This is a genomic window from Streptomyces hygroscopicus subsp. hygroscopicus (assembly GCF_001553455.1).
GTDB lineage: Bacteria > Actinomycetota > Actinomycetes > Streptomycetales > Streptomycetaceae > Streptomyces > Streptomyces hygroscopicus.
In genome coordinates this window covers 1-13,882 of sequence record NZ_BBOX01000329.1, presented here as the reverse complement: position 1 = coordinate 13,882, position 13,882 = coordinate 1, and the positions used below count along the sequence as shown (strand labels likewise).

Here is a 13,882-nt window from a genome sequence, read left to right as displayed (position 1 = left end):
GCATCACCCGACCGGGCGGCCGTACGTCCACGCCCGCGACGTCGGGAAGCGGGAGCCCCTCCTCGGGCTCACCCTCGCCGACGGAGCCCGCGGCGCCCGCGAAGGGCTCGGTGAAAGTGGTGCGCACGCTCACCACGAAGCTGGACTCCCCCTGGGGGCTCGCGCCGCTGCCCGGCGGGGATCTGCTGGTCTCCTCGCGGGACACCGGGAAGATCTTCAAGATCTCGGCGGACACGGGCCAGAAGACCGAGCTGGGGTCCGTTCCGGGGGTCTCCGCCGGCGGTGAGGGCGGGTTGCTGGGGCTGGCGGTCTCCCCCGACTTCGGCGCGAACCATATGGTCTATGCATATTTCACCACCGATTCGGACAACCGCATCGCCCGGATGATGTACAACGACAAGCGCCCCGAGGGCAATCAGCTGGGCGCTCCGAACACGATCTTCAAGGGCATCCCCAAGGGCGAGCTCCACAACGGCGGCCGGATCGCCTTCGGCCCCGACAAGATGCTCTACGCGGGGACGGGAGAGAGCGGTGACCGGGGGCTCGCCCAGGACAAGGACTCCCTCGGCGGCAAGATCCTGCGGATGACCCCGGACGGCGAGCCCGCGCCCCGCAATCCGGATGCCGAGTCGGCGGTCTACAGCTGGGGTCACCGCAATGTGCAGGGCCTGGCATGGGACGCGGACAAGCGGCTGTGGGCCTCCGAGTTCGGCCAGGACACCTGGGACGAGCTCAATCTGATCGAACCGGGCAAGAACTACGGCTGGCCCAAGGCCGAGGGCAAGGCCGGTGAGAAGGGCTTTGTCGACCCGGTCGAGCAGTGGAAGCCCAAGGATGCCTCGCCGAGCGGAATCGCCTACGCCGAGGGATCGATCTGGATGGCGGGGCTGCGCGGTGAGCGGCTGTGGCGCATTCCGCTGAAGGGCGACAAGTCGGCGGGGAAGCCACAGGCGTTCCTGGACGGGAAGTACGGGCGGCTGCGGAGTGTGGTGGCGGCGGACGACGGGGGGCTGTGGCTGACGACGAGCAACACCGACGGGCGGCGGAGGCCGGGCGGGCAGGACGACCGGATCCTGCGGCTGGAGGTCCGCTGAGGGAGCCGAGGAAGGAGGCGAACGAGGACGGCTGACCAGAGGCGGCTGACGAGGCAGCGCCTGATGAGGGGGCGGCTGATGAGGGGCTGATGAGGGATGGCTGATCAGAGGCATCTGATGAGGGGGTGGCTGATCAGGGGCGGCTGATCAGGGGCGGCGAACCGGTCGAGCATGCCGCCGAGTTCGCCGGACATGTCGCGGCGTGCCCGTTCTGTGCGAGGTCTGCCTACACTGGCAGCACCCACACGCCTACGGGGGTCGTCATGTTCAACCTCATCGAGGAACTGTTCGCGCCCGGCCGCAAGCACACCGAGGAAGAGCGCAACCGACTGGAGTTGACGTTGAACGAGACGGGCAGCAACGACCCGGGGAAGGGCCCTATAGACCTTGACTCCGGCCACGTGGTGATCCGGCCCCGCGAAGGCGGCTGACCGGGCGAGCGTCGGCCCGACGGCTCTCTGGTCACGGGTTCCGGGTTCTCGGGCCTTGAGCCTTGGGCCTTGAGCCTTGGGCCTTGAGCCTTGGGCCTTGAGCCTTGGGTCTTCGCGAAGGCGGCTGACCGGGCGAGCGTCGGCCCGGCGGCCCTCTGGTCACGGGTTCCGGGTTCTCGGGCCTTGGGTCTTGGGCCTCGGGTCTTCGGAGCTGAGGTGCCCCGGCGGCTCGGGCCACTGGCGGCGCGCGGCGCCTTGGCGGCGGCCCTCGGGACTTCGGCGCCTCGGCGGCCCCTGTGTCTCCGGTCCCTCACTGCGGTGAGGCGCTACAGGCCGGCAGCCCCCACAGCGGCACCCACTCCGCCCACCCCGCGCGGCCCGTCGCCCCCGCGCGGCCCGCCCACTCCTGCCGGACCATCTGCCCCCTCCCGGGCCGCCCGCGCCCGCTGGTCCGGGTCGGCGGTCAGCGAGTCGGTGCGCCGTCGGTCAGGCCGTCCACCAGTCGCAGGCGGTGGGCCACGGCCGCCGCCTCGCCCCGGCCCGAGACGCCCAGCTTGGCCAGGATGTTGGAGACGTGCACGCTGGCCGTCTTGGGTGAGATGAACAGTTGCTCGGCGATCTGGCGATTGCTGCGGCCCGCGGCGACCAGCCGCAGCACGTCCCGCTCCCGGGGCGTCAGCCCCAGCTCCTCGGCCGGATCGGCGGGCCCGGCGGCGGGGGCCGAGAAGCCCGGGGGCGGAGACAGGGCGGGGGTCCCCGCCGTGGGCGCGTCGAGCGCGACGCGGGTGGCGGCGGACGCCAGGGGCAGCCGGGCGCGCCGGGCCAGCAGCTCGATCTCCTCGCGCAGCGGGCGGGCGCCCAGCCGCTGGGCCACGGCGTGGGCCTGGGCGAGCAGTTCGGCGGCGTGTTCGCGATCGGCCTGGGCCGGGGCGCCCCGGCCCGGGGTGAGCAGCGCCTCCGCCCAGCGGTGGCGGACCTGGGCCAGCGGATACGGGCGGTCCAGCGCGGCGAAGGCGGCCGTGGCCTCGGCCCAGAGATCGGGCCGGTCCCGGCCCCCGGCGCGCTCCAGCTCGGCCTGGAGCATCGCCGCGTGGGCCCGCCACACCGGCACGGGCTGCGACACCCGCTTCGCGGCGGCCCGGATCCGGGCGAGCACCTCGCCGCGGCCCGGCTCGGCCGTGGGCAGTCCGCGGGCGGCCGACTCGGCGGCGGCGGCCGCGTACAGCAGCGGCCAGGCGTAGCGCTGCGTCCCGGGCGGGAAGCCCGCCGCCAGGACCTGCTCCAGCACGGCCCGGACGTCCAGGATCCGGCCGCGCGCCGCCGCCAGTTCGATGGCGTGCCCCGCGACCTGGAGGGTGTACTGCGGTTCGGTGTTGTGGTCGCCGTAGTGCTCACGGGCGGCGGCCAGCTCGCGCTCCGCCGTGTCCCACTCGCCGCGCACCAGCGCGAGCTTGACGAGCCGGTTGGAGGCGGTGCCGCGCGGCTTGGTGCCGAGGGCGAGCCGCCGGGTCTTCAGGGCCGCCGCCTCGGCCTCGTCCAGGCGGCCCAGGGAGAACAGCGACTCGGACAGATTGCCGTACACCCAGGACCGGGAGTCCACCAGACCGACGCGGTCCAGGATCCGGGCGCCCTCCTCGGCGGTCTCCACCGCCTCGGCCGACCGGCCGACCCCCTCCAGCGCCGAGGCCAGATTGACGTAGCACCGCCCCAGGACGCTGATGTCGCCGAGGGCCACGGCCTGGGCGCAGACCTCGCGCATCTCGGCCAGTCCGCGCTCGGTGTCGCCGGAGTCCCCGGTGAAGTAGGCCAGCGTCAGCCGGGCGTTCAGCTCCGTGCTCTCGGCGCCCACCATCCGGGCCAGCTCCACCGCCCGTTCGGCGGCGGCCAGGCCCTCCGGACCGGGCCGGTGGGTCATCGTCCAGCCCGCCACCTGCGCCATGACCTCGGCGTGCACGGGGGACGGCGGCAGACCGCGCACCAGCTCCTGGGCGCGCCTCAGCTCCTCCCAGCCGTCGCCGCGCGCCAGGCCCTCCATCAGCTTGGACCTCTGGGTCCAGAACCAGGCGGCCCGCAGCGGGTCGTCCCCGGCTCCGTCCAGCGCCCCCAGCGCCCGCTTGCTGACGGCCAGCGCCCGCTCCCGCTGCCCGGACAGCTGCGCGGCCACCACCACCTCGGCGAGCAGGTCGAGTCGGCGCAGCGCCTGGTCCTCACAGCCGCAGGCGGGGTACCCCTCCGCGTAGTCCAGGGGGCGCTGCGCCTCCCGTATCTCCTCGGGGGCTTCCTCCCACAGCTCCATGGCCCGCTCCAGCAGCCGCAGCTGCTCCGCGTGGGCGTACCGCCGCCGCGCCTCGACGGACGCCCGGAGCACGGCGGGCAGGGCCTTGGCGGGGTCGTGGGCGTGGTACCAGTAGCTGGCCAGCCGGGCGGCCCGCTCATCGGCCCGCACCAGCGCGGGCTCGGCCTCCAGGGCTTCGGCGAAGCGCCGGTTGATCCGGGAGCGCTCACCGGGCAGCAGATCGTCGCGCACGGCCTCGCGCACCAGCGAATGCCGGAAGCGGTAACCGCTGTCGTCGGACGTAGGGCGCAGGATGTTGGCGCCCACGGCGGAGCGCAGGGCGTCGATCAGCTCGTCCTCGCCGAGCCGGGCGACCGCGTGCAGCAGTGCGTACTCCACCGAGGAGCCGCCCTCGGCGAGGAGCCGCACCACCCGCTGGGCCTCCTCGGGCAGCGCTTCGACCCGCACCAGCAGCAGATCGCGCAGCGATTCGCTGAGCCCGGTGCTGCACCCCTCGTTGAGGCAACGGGCGATCTCCTCGACGAAGAAGGCGTTGCCGTCGCTGCGCTTGAAGATCCGGTCGACCAGGTCGCGCTCGGGCTCGGCGCCGTTGATCCCGGTGAGCTGGGCGTGCACCTCGCCCCGGGTGAAGCGGCCGAGCTCGACGCGCCGCACCTCGCGCATCCGGTCCGCCTCGGCGAGGAAGGGGCGCAGCGGATGGCGGCGGTGGATGTCGTCGGAGCGGTAGGTGGCCACGACCAGCAGCCGGGCGCTGAGCAGCGACCGGAAGAGGTAGCCGAGCAGTTCGCGGGTGGAGCGGTCGGCCCAGTGCAGGTCCTCGATGGCGACGACGAGGGTGCGCTCCGCGGCCAGCCGCTCCAGCAGCCGGACGGTGAGCTCGAAGAGCCGGGCCCGGGCGTCCTCGTCGTGGGAAGCGCGGGCGGTCTCGCCCAACTCGGGCAGCAGCCGGGCCAGTTCGCCCTCCTGCCCGGCGGCGGCCCCGTCCAGTTCGGCGCCGAGCTTGCGGCGCAGTGAGCGCAGCACGGTGGACACGGGCGCGAACGGCAGCCCGTCGGCGCCGATTTCCACACAGCCGCCGACCGCCACGACGGCCCCCGCGGCCACGGCCGAGGCCAGGAACTCGTCGATGAGCCGGGTCTTGCCGACCCCCGCCTCCCCGCCCACCAGCAGCACCTGGGGCTCGCCCGCGGTGGCGCGGGTGAGCGCGTCCCCGAGGGCGGCCAGTTCCTCGGCGCGGCCGACGAACACCGGGCTGACAGACGTGTTGTGCACGTCGTCGAGCATGTCACAGGGCACTGACACCGCGGCACCGGCTTTTCGGGCCCCTGCCTCCCCGGTGCCGCCGGTCCCGGCGCCGGCCGCGCCCTCGGCGTCCACCCCCGCGGGGCCCGCCCCCTCGGCGCCCGCTTGCCCAGCCGCCGCCCTGACGGCACCCGCATCCTCAGCCGCCGCCCTTACGGTGCCCGTCTTCGCGGCGCCCGCCCTTACGGCGTCCATGATGAGCGGCACGGTCCGGGCGCCGTCAGGCCGCCGTGCGGTACGACCCCGGTGAGCGGTGGCCCCGCCACCGCCGGACCGGTCTCACCCGCCCTCCGGGCGCGGGCTCCGCCGGCCGGCCGCCGGGGGCCCGCGCCGCCTCCCGGGCCAGCCGGTAGGCGGCGGCCTCGCGCAGCAGCCCGGACTCGCGGATGCGGTGCAACTCGTGGTGCAACATGGCGTTCTCCCTGGTGACGAGGGTTCCGTGGAATGCGTCCACTCTCGTCGCCCAGCAGGGCCCGGCGCATCGGGAGGCTGCCGGATCTTCGCTCCGCCGAGGGCCTCAGGCGCCGTGAGCCGCAGGGCTGAGGAACCCCGAGGAGCCCCGGGGAGGGTCCTTAGGGCACCGATGACCGTGCCGTAGATGACCGTGCCGTATCGGCCCCGGGCGCCGTGCCAGACACCGTGCCGGGCTCCGTCCCGGCCGCCGTGCCAGACACCGACCCGGGCGCCGACCCGGGCGCCGTGGCCACCATCCCGGCCGCCGCACCGGCCGCGGCCTGTCGCGACAGCGGCTGCGGCTGCGGCTGCGGCAACGGCACCGGCCCCCGCACTCGCTCCGGCACCGTCCCGGACGGCGCGGGGTCCCCGGACGGCGCGGGCTCGCCCCCGTCCGGTCCGGACGCCGCCCCCTCCCCGTCGTCCTCCGCCTCGACGGTGATCCTCGGCAGCAGCCGCTCCAGCCGGCCCGGCAGCCACCAGTTGGCGCCGCCGAGCAGATGCATCAGCGCGGGCACCAGCAGCGTGCGGAGGACGAAGGCGTCCAGGGCGACCGCGGCCGCCAGCCCGATGCCGAACATCGCGATGATGCGGTCGCCGCTGAGCACGAACGCCGAGAAGACCGCGATCATGATGACGGCCGCGGAGTTGATGACCCGGCTGGTCTCGGCGAGTCCCACCCGGACCGCGGTGCGGTTGTCCCGGGTGCGCCGCCATTCCTCGTACATCCGGCTGACCAGGAAGACCTGGTAGTCCATGGAGAGCCCGAAGAGCACCGACACCATGATCACCGGCAGGAAGGGCTCGATCGGGCCCGCCCGGCCCAGTCCCAGCGCTTCGCTCCCCCAGCCCCATTGGAAGATCGCCACCACCACGCCGAAGGACGACGCGACGGCGGCCACGTTCATGACCGCCGCCTTGACGGGGATGCCGATGCTGCGGAACGCGAGCAGCAGCAGCGCCGAGCCCAGCGCCACCACCACCCCCACGAAGAGCGGCAGTTTGCTCACGATCACCGCGGCGAAGTCGTCATAGCCCGCGGTCACCCCGCCGACGTACACCCGCAGCGAGGTGCCCTCCTCGGCCCGGGGCAGCACTTCGGCACGCAGCCGTTCGACGAGGTCGGAGGTGGCCCGGGACTGCGGTGCGGTCTCGGGGACGACCGTGATCACGCCGGTGTCGCCGCCCCGGCTCAGCTCCGCGGCGCTCACCGAGGCGACCCCGTCGACGCCGCGCAGGGTCTCGGGCAGTGCGGTGAAGGCCGTACGGTCGTCGGCGCCGTCGATGCCGCCCATGAGCGTCAACGGTCCGTTGAAACCCGGTCCGAACCCCTCGGCCAGCAGGTCGTACGCCCGTCGCGTGGTCGAGTCCGAGGGGCTGTTGCCCTGGTCAGAGGTGCCCAGGCGGAGCGAGAGGGTGGGCAGTGCGAGCACCGCGATGAGGGCGACCGCGACCGCCGCCAGCAGCTTGGGCCGGCGTTCGACGCAGACCGCCCAGCGGGCGCACAGGCCCTTGGCGGTCATGGCCTCCGGCCCCCGCTCGGCCAGCCGTCGGCGCTCCCGCCGGCTCAGAGCCCGCATGCCGATCAGGCCGAGCAGCGCGGGCAGCAGGGTGAGCGAGGCGGCGACCGTGAGGGCGACGGTGAGCGCCGCCGCGACCGCCACCCCGTTGAGGAACGACAGCCGCAGCACCAGCATGCCGAGGAGCGCGAGACATACGGTCGCCCCGGCGAAGACCACCGCGCGCCCCGAGGTGGCCACCGCGCGCTGGGCGGCCTCTTCGACCGGCAGTCCGCGCCGCAGCCCCCCGCGGTGCCGGGTGACGATGAACAGCGCGTAGTCGATGCCCACCCCGAGGCCGATCAGCATGCCGAGCATGGGGGCGAAGTCGGCGACCGTCATGGCGTGGCCGAGCAGCCCGATGGCCGCGTAGGCGGTGCCCACGCCGATGAGCGCGGTGGCGATCGGCAGCAGCGTCGCCGCGAGCGAGCCGAAGGCGAGGAAGAGGACCACGGCGGCCACGCCGACCCCGATGGCCTCGCTCAGATGGGCGGATCCGGTCCGCTCGGTGAGCCCGGCGCCCGCACCGCCCATCTCGACCTCCAGGCCCGGCGCCCCGGAGGCGGCGGAGCGCACCGTGTCCAGCACCCGGCGCACCTCCGCCTCGCCCAGGTCGGCGGCGGGTTCGCGGAAGACCACGGTGGCGTAGGCGGTGTGCTGGTCGGCGCTGATCCGGCTGGTGTCGCCGGCGCCGTACGGGCCGGTGACGGAGGTGACGCCGGGCAGGTCCGCGACCTGCCGCAGGGCCGTCGCCATCCGCCGTTCGACCCCGGGCGCGTCGACGGTGCCCGCGTCGTCGGCGGTGTGCCAGACGATGGTGTCGCTGTCCCCCGCCCGGTCGGGGAACCGCTGCTCCAGCAGGGCCGAGACCTTGGAGGAGCCGGTGCCGGGGATGTCGTAGTCGTTCGAGTAGGCGGAGCCGGCCATGGCCGCCGCGGCGGCGACCGCGGCGAAGGCGGCCAGCCACACCGCGATGACGGTGGCGCGGCGCCTGAGACACCAGCGGGCGAGTGCGGCCATGGCTGCTTTCCGGATCGGGCGCCGGGGCGGCGTGATGTGTTCTGACGCACTCTGTCAGGCGGAAAAGATCCTTTGTCCCCTTTGTGGGCTTCACCACATGAATGAGCGGGAAGTCGGAGAACATGACTCCCACCGCGTCCCGGGGCCGCCGCCCGCGTATCGGCATCGGCGGTCTGCACATCGAGTCCAGCACCTTCAGCCCGCACCGCGCCGCCTACGACGACTTCCGCGTCACCCGCGGCGCCGAGCTGCTGGACCGCTACCCCTGGGCGCGCCCGGACGGCGATCTGGCCGGACGGGTGGAGTGGGTGCCCGTCCTCCACGCCGTCTCGCCCCCCGGCGGCCCGGTCGAGCGCGGGACCTACGACCGGATCAAGGGCGAGCTGCTCGAGCGGCTGCGGCGGGCCGGGCCGCTGGACGGGCTGGTGTACGACATCCACGGCGCGATGAGCGTGGTCGGTCTGGAGGACGCCGAGGGGGATCTGACCGAGGCCGTACGGGAGGCGGTCGGGCCCCAGGCACTGATCTCCGCCGCGATGGACCCGCACGGCAATGTCTCCCGCCGCCTCGCCGCCCGGCTCGACCTGATCACCGCCCACCGTACGGCCCCGCACGAGGACGCCCGGGAGACGCGGGAGCGCGCCGCCCGCAAGCTGGTGGAGCGTCTGGCCTCCGGCAGGGGTCGCCCGCACCTGGCCTGGGTGCAGGTCCCGGTGCTGCTGCCCGGTGAGCGGACCAGCACCCGCCTGGAGCCCGCCAAGTCGCTGTACGGGCGGCTGGCCGCCGTGGAGGCGATGGACGGTGTCGTGGACGCGGGGATGTGGGCGGGCTACGCATGGGCCGACGAGCCGCGCTGCCGGGCGGCCGTGGTGGTGACCGGCGACGATCCGGTGCTCGCGGTCGAGCAGACCCGTTCCCTGGCCCGCGAGTACTGGGAGATGCGCCGCGACTTCCCGTTCGCCGGCCCCACCGGCGGCGCCGACGAGTGCGTCGCCGAGGCCGTCGCCTCCTCCGCCCGCCCGTTCCTGATCAGCGACTCGGGCGACAACCCCACGGCCGGAGGAGCGGGGGACCTCGCCTTCATGCTCGGGCGGCTGCTGGCGAACGAGGACCTGGCCGCCGGGCGCGCCACCGCCCTGCACCCCGGGATCACCGATCCGGCGGCGGTCGCGGAGTGCTTCGCCGCCGGGCCGGGCGCGACGGTCCGGCTGTCCGTGGGCGGCGGGATCAGCAGGGGGACGGCGGACCACGCCGAGCCCCGTGAGCTGACCGGCGAGGTGGTCGCGCTGCGCCGGGAGGACCCGGTCGGCGGGGACCTCGCGGCGGTGCGGCAGGGAGGCGTCACGGCGGTCCTGGTCAGCCGGCGCAAGCCGTTCCACACCCTGGCCGACTTCGGTGAGCTGGATCCGCGCGGCTACGACCTCGTCGTCGTCAAGACCGGCTGTCCGGAGCCCGAGCTGTACGGCCTGGCCGCGGACTGGCGGCTCGCGCTCACCCCCGGCGCGGTCGACCAGGATCTGACCCGCCTCGGCCACCGGCGCCTCGCGCGGCCGCTGTACCCCTTCGACGACGAGGGGTTCGACGTTCCGCACCTGGAGCCGCTGCTGCTGTGACCGGGCCCCGGCCGAACGACGGCGGCGGGGCGTGCCCCTGGCACACCCCGCCGCCGTACGGACGACCGATCAGCCTTCGACGCCCAGCTTCTCCAGGATCAGCTCACGCACCCGCGCCGCGTCCGCCTGGCCGCGCGTGGCCTTCATGACCGCGCCGACCAGCGCGCCCGCCGCCGCGACCTTGCCGCCGCGGATCTTGTCGGCGATGGCCGCGTTGGCCGCGATCGCCTCGTCCACGGCGGTGCCCAGCGCACCCTCGTCCGAGACGACCTTCAGCCCGCGCTTGGTGACGACCTCGTCCGGGCCGCCCTCGCCCGCGAGGACGCCCTCGATCGTCTGGCGGGCCAGCTTGTCGTTGAGCGAACCCTCCTTGACCAGCGCGCACACCCGGGCGACCTGCGCCGGGGTGATCGGCAGCGCCGCGAGCTCCACGCCGTCCTCGTTGGCGCGGCGGGCCAGCTCGCCCATCCACCACTTACGGGCCTGATCGGCCGGGGCGCCCTCGTCGATGGTGGCGGTGATCAGGTCGATCGCGCCCGCGTTGAGCACCGACTGCATCTCGTGCCGGGACAGGCCCCACTCCTCGCGCAGCCGGTTGCGGCGCACCCGCGGCAGCTCAGGAAGGCCGCCGCGCAGCTCCTCCACCCACGCCCGGGAGGGGGCGACCGGCACCAGGTCCGGCTCGGGGAAGTAGCGGTAGTCCTCGGCCTCCTCCTTGACCCGGCCGGAGGTCGTGGAGCCGTCCTCCTCGTGGAAGTGCCGGGTCTCCTGGATGATCGTGCCGCCGGCGCCGAGCACCGCGGCATGGCGCTGGATCTCGAAGCGCACCGCCCGCTCGACCGACCGCAGCGAGTTGACGTTCTTGGTCTCGGAGCGGGTGCCGAACTTGTCGGCCCCCTGCGGGCGCAGCGACAGGTTCACATCGCAGCGCATCTGGCCCATCTCCATGCGCGCCTCGGAGACCCCGAGCGACTTGATCAGCTCGCGCAGCTCGGTCACGTACGCCTTGGCGACCTCCGGGGCCTTGTCCCCGGCGCCGACGATCGGCTTGGTGACGATCTCGATCAGCGGGATACCGGCCCGGTTGTAGTCCAGGAGGGAGTGCGAGGCACCGTGGATACGGCCGGTCGCACCGCCCACATGGGTGGACTTGCCGGTGTCCTCCTCCATATGGGCCCGCTCGATCTCGACGCGGAAGACCTCCCCGTCGACATCGACGTCCAGATAGCCGTTGTAGGCGATCGGCTCGTCGTACTGCGAGGTCTGGAAGTTCTTCGGCATGTCCGGATAGAAGTAGTTCTTCCGGGCGAAGCGGCACCATTCGGCGATCTCGCAGTTCAGCGCGAGCCCGATCTTGATGGCGGACTCGACGCCGGTCGCGTTGACCACCGGCAGCGAACCGGGCAGGCCGAGACAGGTGGGGCAGGTCTGCGAGTTGGGCTCGGCGCCCAGCGTCGTGGCACACCCGCAGAACATCTTGGTCTTGGTGCCGAGCTCGACGTGCACCTCGAGCCCCATCACGGGGTCGTAGGCGGCGAGGGCGTCCTCGTACGACACCAGTTCAGTGACGGTCACGGAAAAACTAACCTCTCAGTCCGCGAGGACGTCGTCGTCGCCCATGCGCTTGAGCTCGCGGACGAGCAGGGCGACGCCGGTGACGATGGCGGCGGCCGAGACCACCGCGTCGGCCAGCTGCAGCTTGTCGTTCTCGGATCGGGCCTTCTTGGCCTGCTTGGCCACGCTGACCGCGCCGAACAGCGAGGTCGCGATGGACAGGTAGGTGCCCGCCTTGGACTTCTTGAAGCCCTTGGCCTTCTGAATCGCACTCATAGTGACGGTGCCTCCTCAAGCAGCGGGTGGCCCCACTTGGCGGTGAGCGCGGCCTCGACCGCGGCACCGACCCTGTAGAGCCGGTCGTCGGCCATGGCGGGGGCGACGATCTGCAGTCCGACGGGCAGACCATCCTCCGGCGCCAGACCGCAGGGCAGTGACATGGCCGCGTTCCCCGCCAGGTTCGAGGGAATCGTGCAGAGGTCGGCCAGATACATCGCCATCGGATCGTCGGCACGCTCGCCGATCGGGAAGGCGGTGGTCGGGGTGGTCGGCGAGACCACCACATCGACCTGCTCGAACGCCTTGTCGAAGTCCCGCTTGATCAGGGTGCGGACCTTCTGCGCGGAGCCGTAGTACGCGTCGTAGTAGCCGGAGCTGAGCGCGTAGGTGCCGAGCATGATCCGGCGCTTGACCTCCGGGCCGAAGCCCTCCGCGCGGGTCAGCGCGGTGACGTCCTCCGCGGACCTCGTGCCGTCGTCGCCCACCCGCAGGCCGTAGCGCATCGCGTCGAAGCGGGCCAGGTTGGACGAGCACTCGGACGGCGCGATCAGGTAGTACGCGGCCAGCGCCTTGTCGAAGGACGGGCAGGACAGCTCCACGACCTCGGCGCCCAGCTCCCGCAGCAGCTCAACGGACTCGTTGAAGCGCTGCATGACACCGGCCTGGTAGCCCTCGCCCGCGAACTCCTTGACGACGCCGACGCGCATGCCCCGCACATCGCCGTTGCGGGCCGCCTCGACGACCGCCGGGACCGGCTGGTCGATGGAGGTCGAGTCCAGCGGGTCGTGCCCGGCGATGGCCTCGTGCAGCAGCGCCGCGTCCAGCACGGTGCGGGCGCACGGGCCGCCCTGGTCGAGCGAGGAGGAGAAGGCCACCATGCCGTAGCGGGAGACCGCGCCGTACGTCGGCTTGACCCCGACGGTGCCGGTGACGGCGGCCGGCTGGCGGATCGAGCCACCGGTGTCGGTGCCGATGGCGAGCGGGGCCTGGAAGGAGGCCAGCGCGGCGGAGGAACCGCCACCGGAGCCGCCGGGGATGCGGGTGAGGTCCCAGGGGTTCCCGGTGGGCCCGAAGGCGCTGTTCTCGGTCGAGGACCCCATGGCGAACTCGTCCATGTTGGTCTTGCCGAGGACGACCACGTCCGCGTCGCGCAGCCGCTGGGTGAGCGTCGCGTCGTACGGCGGGATCCACCCCTCGAGGATCTTGGAACCGACCGTGGTCGGCATCCCCTTGGTGGTGAAGATGTCCTTGAGCGCGAGCGGGACACCGGCCAGCGGGCCCAGCTCCTCGCCGCGCTCCCGCTTCTCGTCGACGGCGCGCGCCTGGGCGAGCGCCCCCTCGCGGTCCACGTGCAGGAAGGCGTGCACCTTCTCGTCGACGGCCTCGATACGGGCCAGGTGCGCCTCGGTCACCTCGACGGCGGTGACCTCGCCGGAGGCGATCCTGGCGGCGGTGTCGGCCGCGGTGAGCCTGGTCAGATCGGTCACGGTGGTCACTCCTCCCCCAGGATCTGCGGCACCTTGAAACGCTGCTGCTCCTGGGCCGGGGCGCAGGCCAGCGCCTCCTGCGGGGTCAGGGACGGACGGACCTCGTCCGGGCGCATGACGTTGGTCAGCGGCAGCGGGTGAGAGGTCGGCGGTACGTCTTGGTCGGCGACCTCGGAGACGCGGGCGACCGCGCCGATGATGTCGTCCAGCTGTCCGGCGAAGTGGTCGAGCTCTTCGGCCTTCAGCTCCAGACGCGCCAGCCGGGCGAGGTGGGCGACCTCCTCGCGCGTGATGCCAGGCATGCAGCGATCCTCAGCTTGAGTGTGGAGTATTTCGGGCCCAATCCTATGGCTCCCGTCGCACAGGGCGCGAAAGGCTTTGGCGCACCCGCGTTGTGGGCAAGCGTTCGGCGGTGGCCGAACGGGTGGCCGGAAGGCCGAGCAGAACGGGCGGGCGAAAGGCTGAGCAGAACGGGCGACCCGGAGGCTGGGCGGAACAGGTGGCCGGAAGGCCGAGCAGAACGGGTGGGCGAAAGGCTGGGCGGAACAGGTGGCCGGAAGGCCGAGCGGAACGGGCGACCCGAAGACCGAGCAGAACGGGTGGCCGGAAGACCGAGCAGAACAGGCGACCCGAAGACCGAGCAGAACAGGCGGCCGGAACGGGCGGGCCCCACGCCGCCCACCGGCCGCGTCCGGCGGCGCGGCGCCAAGCCCCGGCACCGGGGCCGCAGCGGCAGCACCTGGGCCGCAGCGGCGGCACCGCGACCGCGGCCCGGCTACGTCACGGGCTGGTCC

At 73.4% G+C, this 13,882-nt stretch carries 10 protein-coding genes; 3 read left to right on the top strand and 7 right to left on the bottom strand.

All coding sequences use genetic code 11. The features are described 5' to 3' along the window. Window positions 1-2: 2 nt before the first annotated feature. Entirely contained in the window at window positions 3-1,094 is a 1,092-nt protein-coding gene (locus AXW62_RS29630) for a PQQ-dependent sugar dehydrogenase (protein ID WP_063817683.1), read from the top strand. A 125-nt stretch (window positions 1,095-1,219) separates the two neighbouring features. After that, window positions 1,220-1,525: a DUF6191 domain-containing protein gene (locus AXW62_RS46970; protein WP_060947216.1), complete on the top strand. Its 306-nt coding sequence runs from the start codon at window positions 1,220-1,222 to the stop codon at window positions 1,523-1,525. Window positions 1,526-1,988: 463 nt separating this feature from the next. Here the strand turns inward: AXW62_RS46970 and AXW62_RS29620 are convergent, their stop codons facing one another. The 3 genes from AXW62_RS29620 to AXW62_RS29610 form a co-directional block, all read right to left on the bottom strand. After that, entirely contained in the window at window positions 1,989-5,105 is a 3,117-nt protein-coding gene (locus AXW62_RS29620; protein ID WP_060947218.1) for a helix-turn-helix transcriptional regulator, read from the bottom strand. A gap of 238 nt (window positions 5,106-5,343) precedes the next feature. Next, window positions 5,344-5,535: a hypothetical protein gene (locus tag AXW62_RS29615; RefSeq protein ID WP_060947215.1), complete on the bottom strand. Its 192-nt coding sequence runs from the start codon at window positions 5,533-5,535 to the stop codon at window positions 5,344-5,346. Between the two features lie 160 nt (window positions 5,536-5,695). Further along, the gene (locus AXW62_RS29610) at window positions 5,696-8,155 is read right to left on the bottom strand and encodes an MMPL family transporter (RefSeq protein ID WP_252368785.1); all 2,460 of its coding nucleotides are present in this window, start codon (window positions 8,153-8,155) and stop codon (window positions 5,696-5,698) included. Window positions 8,156-8,277: 122 nt separating this feature from the next. Here AXW62_RS29610 and AXW62_RS29605 point away from each other — a divergent pair, with 122 nt between their 5' ends. Continuing rightward, window positions 8,278-9,768 carry a M81 family metallopeptidase gene (locus AXW62_RS29605; RefSeq protein WP_060947214.1) on the top strand — a complete coding sequence of 497 codons (1,491 nt, stop codon included), beginning with the start codon at window positions 8,278-8,280 and terminating at the stop codon, window positions 9,766-9,768. A gap of 69 nt (window positions 9,769-9,837) precedes the next feature. Here the strand turns inward: AXW62_RS29605 and gatB are convergent, their stop codons facing one another. Genes gatB through gatC form a run of 4 tightly spaced genes read right to left on the bottom strand, consistent with a single transcriptional unit; the run spans window position 9,838 to window position 13,390 of the window. After that, window positions 9,838-11,343: an Asp-tRNA(Asn)/Glu-tRNA(Gln) amidotransferase subunit GatB gene (gene gatB / locus AXW62_RS29600; protein ID WP_030823544.1), complete on the bottom strand. Its 1,506-nt coding sequence runs from the start codon at window positions 11,341-11,343 to the stop codon at window positions 9,838-9,840. Between the two features lie 15 nt (window positions 11,344-11,358). Next, window positions 11,359-11,598, bottom strand: coding sequence for a hypothetical protein (locus AXW62_RS29595; RefSeq protein WP_030823547.1), 240 nt, complete (start codon window positions 11,596-11,598; stop codon window positions 11,359-11,361). Beyond that, a complete protein-coding gene (gatA, locus tag AXW62_RS29590) occupies window positions 11,595-13,088 on the bottom strand; it encodes an Asp-tRNA(Asn)/Glu-tRNA(Gln) amidotransferase subunit GatA (RefSeq protein ID WP_060947217.1) in 1,494 nt (497 codons plus the stop codon). The genes AXW62_RS29595 and gatA overlap by 4 nt, the downstream gene beginning before the upstream one ends. 5 nt (window positions 13,089-13,093) lie before the next feature. Continuing rightward, window positions 13,094-13,390: an Asp-tRNA(Asn)/Glu-tRNA(Gln) amidotransferase subunit GatC gene (gene gatC, locus AXW62_RS29585; protein ID WP_030823551.1), complete on the bottom strand. Its 297-nt coding sequence runs from the start codon at window positions 13,388-13,390 to the stop codon at window positions 13,094-13,096. Window positions 13,391-13,882 lie beyond the last annotated feature (492 nt).